Annotated in this window: 9 protein-coding genes; all 9 read right to left on the bottom strand. The window is 42.1% G+C overall.

Going from position 1 to position 9,610, the window contains the following annotated elements:
* Positions 1 to 2 precede the first annotated feature (2 nt).
* Positions 3 to 1,106: an alanine racemase gene (gene alr, locus SORDD24_RS00500; RefSeq protein WP_061406580.1), complete on the bottom strand. Its 1,104-nt coding sequence runs from the start codon at positions 1,104 to 1,106 to the stop codon at positions 3 to 5.
* Positions 1,096 to 1,458 (bottom strand): holo-ACP synthase, encoded by a 363-nt coding sequence (acpS, locus tag SORDD24_RS00495; RefSeq protein ID WP_061407834.1) that lies wholly within the window; start codon positions 1,456 to 1,458, stop codon positions 1,096 to 1,098. The genes alr and acpS overlap by 11 nt, the downstream gene beginning before the upstream one ends.
* Positions 1,459 to 1,503: 45 nt before the next feature.
* Positions 1,504 to 2,535, bottom strand: a complete 1,032-nt coding sequence (locus SORDD24_RS00490; protein ID WP_061406578.1) for a 3-deoxy-7-phosphoheptulonate synthase — start codon at positions 2,533 to 2,535, stop codon at positions 1,504 to 1,506.
* Between the two features lies 1 nt (position 2,536).
* A complete protein-coding gene (locus SORDD24_RS00485; RefSeq protein WP_061406576.1) occupies positions 2,537 to 3,568 on the bottom strand; it encodes a 3-deoxy-7-phosphoheptulonate synthase in 1,032 nt (343 codons plus the stop codon).
* A 79-nt stretch (positions 3,569 to 3,647) separates the two neighbouring features.
* Positions 3,648 to 6,161 carry a preprotein translocase subunit SecA gene (gene secA / locus SORDD24_RS00480; RefSeq protein WP_061406574.1) on the bottom strand — a complete coding sequence of 838 codons (2,514 nt, stop codon included), beginning with the start codon at positions 6,159 to 6,161 and terminating at the stop codon, positions 3,648 to 3,650.
* 130 nt (positions 6,162 to 6,291) lie between these two features.
* Complete coding sequence (locus SORDD24_RS00475) at positions 6,292 to 7,047, bottom strand: DNA alkylation repair protein (protein WP_061406572.1); 756 nt, start codon at positions 7,045 to 7,047, stop codon at positions 6,292 to 6,294.
* 143 nt (positions 7,048 to 7,190) lie between these two features.
* Positions 7,191 to 7,481 carry a hypothetical protein gene (locus SORDD24_RS11445; protein WP_061406569.1) on the bottom strand — a complete coding sequence of 97 codons (291 nt, stop codon included), beginning with the start codon at positions 7,479 to 7,481 and terminating at the stop codon, positions 7,191 to 7,193.
* Between the two features lie 481 nt (positions 7,482 to 7,962).
* Complete coding sequence (locus SORDD24_RS00460) at positions 7,963 to 8,559, bottom strand: LemA family protein (protein WP_061406565.1); 597 nt, start codon at positions 8,557 to 8,559, stop codon at positions 7,963 to 7,965.
* 154 nt (positions 8,560 to 8,713) lie between these two features.
* Positions 8,714 to 9,562, bottom strand: a complete 849-nt coding sequence (locus tag SORDD24_RS00455; protein WP_061406563.1) for a TPM domain-containing protein — start codon at positions 9,560 to 9,562, stop codon at positions 8,714 to 8,716.
* Positions 9,563 to 9,610: the final 48 nt, after the last annotated feature.

The raw sequence follows: 9,610 nt of genomic DNA, 5'->3' as shown, positions 1-9,610 counted from the left end.
TTTTAATAATATTCTCGTGGAATGCGATCGCTGAGAAGACAAACTACCTCATAGTTAATGGTTCCACGGTAAGCAGCTATCTGAGTTGCTGTGATTTCCTTGTCTCCGTCGGAGCCGATCAAGATTACCTTGGTTCCTAGCGGGTAAACCTTAGGCAATCGAATGGTGATTTGGTCCATCGAAACCCTGCCGACGATTGGGCAAGCTTGCCCATCCACCAAGACGGAGAAGTTCTGCATGTCTCTTGTCCAACCATCCGCATAGCCGATTGGTACCGTCGCAATGACTTGCTCACTATCCGCCTGATAAGTTGCTCCATAGCCCATGCAAGCTCCAGCTGGCACTGTTTTGACATGAACAAGGGCAGACTCCAAACTCAAGGCTGGTGTCAAATCATAGGGCAAGTCCAAGACCTCTCCACTAGGATTCAGGCCATACATGGCATCTCCCATACGGACTGCATTGAAAATGGTTTCTGCATGCCAGAGGGTCGTGGCAGAATTACTGGCATGGATCAGCTCTGGCACTTCTTTCATACTTGCCAAAATAGCTTTAAATCGTTCTAACTGGGTATTAAAATAGGCATCTGATTCTTCATCTGCAGTCGCAAAGTGGGTAAAAATCCCCTCAACACGAGCACCATGTTGCTTAAGCAAGGCTTGAGCCTGCTCAGCCTCACTGGCCTCTCGAAAACCAATCCGTCCCATTCCTGAATCAATCTTGAGGTGAACCGTTAAGCCAGATAAATTTGTCTCCCTAGCTAAGGGCGCTTTAATCCACTCCAGTCCAGCCACCGTCAAAGTGATATCGTATTCTTTAGCTAGGTCAATAGCTTCTATTTCAGAAACTCCTAAGATAAGGATTTTCTTGCTAACTCCAGCCTGACGAAGTTCAATAGCTTCATCAATATTGGAAACGCAAAAGCCGTCGACATCGTCTTGGATAGCTGTCGCAACAGCTACAGCACCATGTCCATAGGCATTGGCCTTGACCACTGCCCACTTGAGCGTTCCTTCAGGGATATGAGCTCCCATCTGTTGGATATTTTTTCGAATGGCTCCCAGACGAATCAGAGCCTTGGTCGGTCTATGTGGACTAGCTTTCATGATTTTCCTCCAAAATGACACTGGCTGTCACAAACTGCTCTGTGTGGCTGATCGATAGCCAAATCTTTCCTGAAAATGGTGCCTGACTAAAATAGGGAGCTCCTTTTTCATTGTTCAAGACTTCCAAATCCTGAAAGGTCAGTTTGCCAATACCCGTTCCCAGAGCCTTGGAAAAGGCTTCCTTAGCCGACCAACGACCAGCCAAATATTCGATTTGTCTGCGGCCTTTGAGACTGGTAAAGCGGTCCATTTCCTTAGTGGTCAGTACCCGCTTGGCAAATCCTGTGTGCCGTGTAACTGCGCGTTCTATCGAAGCCAATTCTTCGATGTCAATTCCATGTCCAACTATCATTCTCATCAAAAGGAGTTGAGATTCCCCCAACTCCATCCTTTTCACTTATTTTGTTAAGGTAGTGTAGATTTCTTCTACCAAGGCCACTGTATTTTCCCAACCTAGACAAGGGTCAGTAATAGAGCAACCAAAGACCTCTGGTTGGTTTTGGCGACCATCTGCTAGGTAAGATTCGATCATAAAGCCTCGAACCGTCTTTTTAATCTTTTCATTCCAATCACGATTCAGCAAGGCTTGGCGAACAATGCGGATTTGTTCCATGTACTGCTTACCCGAATTATCATGATTGGTATCGATGATGATAAAGGGATTTTCAAGTCCCATGGTTTCATAACGGTTGATAGCGTTTAAGAGGGTCTCATAGTAGAAGTTGGGTTCATTTTTTCCATATTCATTCATGGCGCCACGAAGGATCACGTGGGCCAAGGGATTTCCTGAAGTCTCCACTTCTTGGCCATGGTAAAGGAAGGTTTGCTTGTTTTGAGCTGCATAGATAGCATTAAACATAACCCCGAGGTTGCCAGATGTTGGATTTTTCATCCCAACTGGAGCATCAATCCCAGAGGCTACAAAGCGATGTTCCTGGTCTTCTACTGAACGAGCTCCTACAGCATGGTAGCTGACCAGATCATCGACCAAAATGAGATTTGACGGATAAAGCATCTCATCAGCTGTCGTCAAGCCCGTTTCGGTAATCACACGGTAGTGCAGCTGACGAACAGCTTGCAAACCATTGATGAGACTAGGAGCCTCGCTAGCATTTGGCTGGTGAATCAAGCCCTTATAGCCATCTCCATTGGTTCGAGGTTTAGCTGTATAGACACGCATGACGATAAAGATTTTATCCGCAACTTTTTTCTGCAAATCAGCTAAACGGTGGGCATATTCCAAAACAGCCTCTTCGTTGTCAGAAGAGCAAGGTCCCATCACCAAAAGGATTCGGTCGTCCTCACCCGAGATGATAGCTGCTAACTCTCGATCTCGCGCTTCCTTATAACGCAAGACTTCAGGTGACAGCTGAGTTGCAGCCTTTATTGCTTCAATATCTATTTCTTGACCTTTTTCGATAAATGCCATCTTATTCTCCTAGCGTTTGGTAGATTTCGCGAACAAGTACTTCCGTATTATCCCAGCCTAGACAAGGGTCCGTGATAGACTTGCCAAAAACTTCGGGTTCATTTTGACGTCCATCTTCTAGATAGGACTCAATCATAAAACCACGAACGTATTTCTTGATTTTCTCATTCCAGTCACGGTTAATCAAAGTCTGACGAACGATACGGATTTGATCCATGTACTGCTTGCCTGAATTATCATGATTGGTATCAATGATGATAAAGGGATTTTCCAAGCCCATCTTTTCATACTGATCAATGGTATCCACTAAATTGTCATAGTAGTAGTTGGGAATATTTTTCCCATATTCATTCAAGGCACCACGAAGAATGGCGTGGGACAAAGGATTTCCAGTCGTCTCCACCTCTTTGCCGAGGAAGAGAAAGCTCTGCTTATTTTGCGCCGCATAAATCCCATTAAACATAACATTGAGATTTCCAGATGTTGGATTTTTAAATCCTGTTGAGAAATCTGCTCCGCTCGCTACAAAACGGTGCTGTTGATCCTCTACAGAACGAGCTCCAACAGCCATATAAGAAATCAAATCATCCACCAAAGGAAGGTTTTCTGGGTATAGCATTTCATCAGCAGTTGTCATACCAGTCTCGGTAATCACACGATAGTGCAGTTGGCGAACAGCCTTGATTCCATTGATCAAACTAGGGGCTTCGGTCGCGTTTGGCTGGTGAATCAAGCCCTTATAGCCATCTCCATTGGTACGAGGTTTGGCTGTATAGACCCGCATGACCATAAAGATACGATCTTTGACTTCTTCTTGCAAGGCAGATAGACGCTTGGCATACTCGAGGACTGCCTCCTCATTATCAGATGAACATGGTCCAATCACCAAAAGAATACGCTGGTCTTCTCCACGGATGATGGCTTCTAGTTCTTGATCACGCTGGTATTTTTTCTCATAAGCCAAATCATCTAGTTTTGACAAGGCACGAACTTCTTCAATATTAATTTTAGGACTTTTAGCTTTAAATACCATGATTCATCTCCTTATAAAGCAAACGGACACCAAGTAAAAAATGATTTTCACCAGGTATCCGCCTGTATCTTATCTCATATTATTGTCTCTTTCCATGACAGTTTTTGAATTTCTTACCAGATCCACATGGACATTGGTCATTTCGTCCGATTTGGCTCAAGTCCAAATCTTCTGGAAGATTTGCCTGCTGAGCTGCGATATTACGAGTCGCAGTTGTACTGATATTGTGTTCAACTTGCGGACGTTCTTGTTCATGGATTTGTGCTTTCATCATCAAGCGGGTCACATCGAATTCAATCGATCCAATCATGTCGTTAAACATGCGGAAACCTTCTGCTTGGTATTCTACAACAGGGTTGTTTTGTGCATAACCACGAAGGCCAACAGCATTTCGCAACTGGTCAAGGGCATCGATATGATCTGTCCACTTGTTGTCTACAACACGAAGAATCAAGACTTTTTGGAATTCTTTCACTGCATCTTCGTCACGAAGCTTAGCAACTTGGCTATCGTAGACTTTCAATGCACGTTGGTATAGTTCATCCTTGATAGCTTGGTCTGACAAACCTTCTAGGTCTGAAAGTGAAATGGAATCTTCTGGAAGCAAGTTGTACTTCGCAAAGTTCAAGATTGCTTCGAGTTTTTCATCTTGTTTAGAACGAGCATGTGCATCCACGATACGGCCAATGGTACGACGGATCATAGCATGGATTTCAGGTGCCAAGTCACGATCTGCAGTAATGACATCATAACGTTGCGCATAGATAATCTCACGTTGTTCTCGCATAACGTCATCGTATTGAAGGACTTGTTTACGAGTGTCGTAGTTATTTCCTTCGACACGTTTTTGAGCTGCTTCAACTTGACGCGTTAACATGCGAGATTCGATGGCTTCGTCAGACATGTTGAGACGTTCAAAGACACCTTTCAAACGTTCTGAACCGAAACGTTTCATCAAATCATCTTCAAGAGACAAGTAGAATTGTGACTCACCTGGGTCTCCTTGACGTCCTGAACGCCCACGAAGCTGGTTATCAATACGGCGACTTTCGTGGCGCTCTGTACCGATGACACACAGTCCACCAAGTTCGCGAACCCCTTCACCAAGCTTAATGTCGGTACCACGACCGGCCATGTTGGTTGCAATAGTAACCGCACCACGTTGACCAGCGTTCATGATAATTTGAGCTTCTCTATAATGGTTTTTCGCATTCAAGACTTCGTGAGGAACGCCTGCTGCTACCAATTTCTTAGAAATATAATCACTGGTTTCAACGGCAACAGTACCAACCAAGACTGGTTGACCTTTTTGGTAACGCGCCTTCACATCCTCAATAACAGCCTTGAATTTGGCATCGATACTTGCATAGAGAAGGTCTGAATGGTCAATACGTTGGATTGGACGGTTAGTAGGGATTGGGATAACACGAATGTTATAGATTTCACGGAACTCTTCTTCTTCTGTTTTACCAGTACCTGTCATACCTGCCAATTTCTTATACATACGGAAGAGGTTTTGGTAGGTAATAGAAGCCGAAGTCTTGGTCTCGTCTTGGATTGGCACACCTTCTTTGGCTTCGATGGCTTGGTGCAAGCCATCAGAGTAACGACGACCTTCCATGGTACGACCTGTAAATTGGTCGACAATCAAGATTTCCTGCTCTTCACTAACCACATAGTCGATATCAAGAATCATGATATAGTTGGCACGGAGAGCATTGTCAACAAAGTGTGTAAGAGCTACGTTTTCGATATCGTAGAGATTATCAAGTTTGAAGTAGCTTTCTGCCTTGTCAATACCAGAATCAGACAAACCGATCGTCTTAGACTGCACGTCAATGATATAGTCGTCCTTGTCCAAAGACTTCACAAAGTGGTCTGCCATATGGTAGAGTTGGCTTGTTTCAACTGCGTTGGCACCTGAAACGATCAAAGGAGTACGGGCTTCGTCGATCAAAATTGAGTCAACCTCATCGACCAAGGCATAATTGAGTGGACGTTGCACCATGTTTTCTGCACGAACGACCATGTTGTCACGAAGGTAGTCGAAACCAATCTCTGAGTTTGTTGAGTAGGTAATATCGCAAAGGTAAGCCTCTTTTTTCTCCATTGGAGATTTAGCTGCCAAGTTGATCCCTACTGACAGACCGAGCCATGAGTAGAGCTCACCCATCTCAGTCGCATCACGTTCTGTTAGGTATTCATTGACTGTAACTACGTGAACCCCTTTACCTGCAAGGGCATTGAGGTATACTGGCATGGTCGCTGTCAAGGTCTTCCCTTCACCGGTACGCATCTCAGGAACGTCACCATGGTGAAGAACAATCCCACCCATGACCTGAACCTTATAAGGGAAAAGCCCAAGGACACGTTTTGCAGCTTCACGAACTACCGCAAAAGCCTCATATAATAATGAATCAAGTGATTCACCCTTGTTGTAACGTTCTTTAAATTCGTCAGTCTTTGCTTTTAGTTCTTCGTCTGACATCGCAGCCATTTGGCTCTCATAGTTAAGAACCTTATCAGCCATCTTTTCCAGACGACGAAGTTCTCCTTTATCATTTTCAATAATCGTTTTTAAAATATTAGCCATGATTTTCCTTACTTTTTATTCTGAATATTTTAGAATGTTCTTTTAATTTTAGCATATTTACCATTATTTTTCAAGAAAGAATCCTTAATTTACAACGGAAAAGGCCAGCTGAAATTCAGCTTTTTTTGCATCAATCTTCTGTTGCTATTTTTTTGTTTTTTGTTCGAGATGCATGCTTGATGATCCAGGCACAACTTGGGCTTACATCCTCCTTCTGCCAAGTTTGAAGTATCCTTTCAAACTTATCGGGTGCTTCCTTATATAAATCATTTAAATTATTGGCTACGCTTTTTTGAATGGACTTGTCTCTATCATCCTTTAGATTGGTCAGAATCGTGGTGAAATCCTCAAGATAATCTAACACCACGGTTTGTCTCTTAGCCCAAGGTAGACGGATACGCATACATTCGCTGGCAAGTCTGCGAACGCGCAAATTTTCATCCTGACTCCATTCTAACAGCAAGGCTATTGTAGCCTTAGGATAGCGAGCCAGTAAGGGTCTCATGGAAAATTCTCCCGTAAACCGCTTGGTGAGTTCCTTACTAAAGGCCGCGCTCAATTCAAATTCCTTGTCTCCATATAGCTCTACATATTTGCCGATTGGCCAAAGCCAATACCCTTCTGAAAACATGCCTAAACCACCCTCTAACTCAGGACCTAAAATTTTCTCAAAAACCTTGAGAGAGTCCTGATAAGATAGGGGGAGACATTCTTTGATACTTTTAGCCAAGAGTTCTTGACGTTGGCTAAACTCCAACTCTTCCAAGTCTTTTTCTAGCAACAAGCTGAATTTTTGTCCATCAAAGGCAGGGGACGCTTCTTGCAACCGTCGACTCAAATCCCTAGCATAAGCCAAGTCATAATAATCCTTTACTTTTTTCGCCATTTTTAAATTCCTTAATCTTCTGTTTACGGAACTTATTATATCATATAGATAGCTCGTCAACAAAATCATTTTCACTTCTCAAACTATTTTGTCAAGAAAGTAAAAAGGACTAGAAGCTCGTCTAGTCCTTCAATTTTTAATGTTTAATTTCCCAAAAATGCTGGCAATAAGGCAAAGTACAAAAAGAGATTGATCCAGAAGGCCATGCAAAATAGCACTCCAAAGATAAAGAGACTGATCTTTTTAATCAGTATGGAGTATAGAATGGATAAAACACCAAAGACCACGAAGAGTTTTTTCATAACGAAATAATAAATTGAAACTCCTCCTATATGCCAACTCCAAGGAAGAAAAAATACGAGCAACCAGAGAAAGCAAATTGCAAGAATATAGACTTTGTAATAGTTATTCATAAACTGCCTTACCTTTGACATCTTAAACCTCCTCTAAAAATTAGCTATTCTGTGATGAGTCTCTGTTATTGATCTGTCTCAGCTTGAACATTCTCTTCAGGCAGACATAGACTTTCCAGTCATTCACGAGAGATAAAAAGACTAAAAGAATCCATATCCCCCATCTTGTTAGATCCATGGGATTTTTCAACACAAAATTGAAAATTAAAAATGAAAAAATTGTAAAAGCGATACTAAACAAAGCCCACAAAGGGAGATAAATCCAGTAAAAGTAATAGAAAAACGCGAAATATTTACTATCTTTATCCGCCTTCTCAATCCAATGAAAAAAATAAAAGTAAGGTGACAAAATTAATAGTTGCAGAAGTCTTTCTAGCATAGCTTTCTCCAAGATTTCTTTTTATTTTATTATACCAAAAAAACCTGGAAAAGGTTTTCCAGGTTTGAGTTTGAAATCACTAGTCACGCTAGAGAAATCCCTTTTTTCATAAGCTGATTCACTTTATTGACTAGATGAAGATGTTCCAAAATCGACCTTAGGAACTGTCTTGGCTTCTTCTGTTTCTTTGAAGGTTTCAGCTTCTTTAAAGTTCATCATATTCGCAAAGAGCACGGTTGGAAAACTTCTCCGTTTTTGATTGTACTCGGCTGCAACTTTGTTATAGTCCTTACGTGCTACAAAGATACGATTTTCACTTCCTGAAAGTTCCACCATTAGTTGCTCAACATTTTGATTACTCTTGAGTTCTGGATAATTCTCCGTCAAGGAAATCAAGCGAGAAAGAGCGGAGCTCAATTCTCCCTGAGCCTTTTGGTTTTCTTCCGAAGTTACTGAGCTACTACCGATTTTAGCTCTAGCATCGGCAATCTTGGTAAAGACTTCGGTTTCATGATTCATTTGTCCTTTGACGGACTCCACCAAGTTACCAATCAAGTCCGAACGACGTTGGAGGGCTGTCGATACATCTGCCTGAGCCTGCTCCACCTTGGTTTGCTCAGCTACCAAACCGTTATAGGTCGTCACTGCGGAACAACTTCCCAGAACTAGTAGTCCAAAGAAAATCGCCACTATTGAGAGAATTACTTTATTTTGTTTCATACCAAAACCTTAACACTTTCTTTTATCAACTTTTCTGAGAAAATACTCAGATTTCAAATCAATTTCCCAAACTTTGTTTTTAATTAAGGAGTGAACTGTTGCAAAGGAGTCACCTTACTGCATGGAGAAATTGGTTTGAGCAATATACAATCACTCACCAGTCATCAGACGAACCGCCACCATCAAAACCACCGCCGTCCCAGCCTCCAGATGAATCGGAGCCTGAGTCAGACCAAGAGGATCCTGAATCTGATGAGTCACCGCCCCACCAGCCTCCGCCAGAATCATCTCCACTAGAACCACCACGACCTCCAAATATAAACCCAATGATCATCAAGATGAAGTAAATGAGAACTCCAAATCCGATAACTCCGTCATCGAAGCTACTTTTTCGATGCCGTTTCGAAGATTGACTCCCAGCGGTATACTTTTCAATTTCTCTTAGACGACTAGAATTAGTAGCATAGTCGTAACTACTTTTAGAACTTGAAGCAGGTGTACTCGATCCACTATAGAACATGTAGTTGAGATTATTGACTATTGAGAGAACACCCTTGTTATAGTCACCATTTTTAAAGTAAGGGCGTGCTGTTGTCAAGAACCTGTGAGTCTGATAGTCTGTGATTTTACTGGCCACATTATTACTGGTTTCAATCCGTGATTTTCTATCTTGGACTGCTACCACAATCAAGACACCGTGATTGTCTCCCGAGTAGCCAATTTTCCAAGCTCTAGCTGTTTCGTTGGCGACTGTTTCAATTGTTTCTCCATCTAGGCTTTTCACAACGTAAACACCCATCTGGAATTTTTCTGATTTTTTACTATTGACATTATTCAATTCCCGAATCTGACTTATAGTCTCATCCGTTAGATAGTGATCCGGGTCATAAATCCCGTACTCAGGTTTTTCAGGTGCTGTGAATGCTGACAAGAAGAGAAAAACCATCAGCAATCCAAGCAAACGAACCAACAAACTATGTTTAAATAATCTGCTTCTTTTCATAATAACCTCCCTGATAAAGGAAAATTGATTTAAGGAATTATAGCATTT

The sequence above is a fragment of the Streptococcus oralis genome (assembly GCF_001579175.1).
Classification (GTDB): domain Bacteria; phylum Bacillota; class Bacilli; order Lactobacillales; family Streptococcaceae; genus Streptococcus; species Streptococcus oralis_O.
The sequence above is the reverse complement of the archived record's forward strand: the minus strand, read 5'-3'. Positions and strand labels throughout refer to the sequence as shown.

What these genes read in the sequence shown, in the direction of transcription:
- alr (WP_061406580.1), bottom strand. Translation starts at nt 1,106, where the DNA reads ATGAAAGCTAGTCCACATAGACCGACCAAGGCTCTGATTCGTCTGGGA.
- acpS (WP_061407834.1), bottom strand. Translation starts at nt 1,458, where the DNA reads ATGATAGTTGGACATGGAATTGACATCGAAGAATTGGCTTCGATAGAA.
- SORDD24_RS00490 (WP_061406578.1), bottom strand. Translation starts at nt 2,535, where the DNA reads ATGGCATTTATCGAAAAAGGTCAAGAAATAGATATTGAAGCAATAAAG.
- SORDD24_RS00485 (WP_061406576.1), bottom strand. Translation starts at nt 3,568, where the DNA reads ATGGTATTTAAAGCTAAAAGTCCTAAAATTAATATTGAAGAAGTTCGT.
- secA (WP_061406574.1), bottom strand. Translation starts at nt 6,161, where the DNA reads ATGGCTAATATTTTAAAAACGATTATTGAAAATGATAAAGGAGAACTT.
- SORDD24_RS00475 (WP_061406572.1), bottom strand. Translation starts at nt 7,047, where the DNA reads ATGGCGAAAAAAGTAAAGGATTATTATGACTTGGCTTATGCTAGGGAT.
- SORDD24_RS11445 (WP_061406569.1), bottom strand. Translation starts at nt 7,481, where the DNA reads ATGTCAAAGGTAAGGCAGTTTATGAATAACTATTACAAAGTCTATATT.
- SORDD24_RS00460 (WP_061406565.1), bottom strand. Translation starts at nt 8,559, where the DNA reads ATGAAACAAAATAAAGTAATTCTCTCAATAGTGGCGATTTTCTTTGGA.
- SORDD24_RS00455 (WP_061406563.1), bottom strand. Translation starts at nt 9,562, where the DNA reads ATGAAAAGAAGCAGATTATTTAAACATAGTTTGTTGGTTCGTTTGCTT.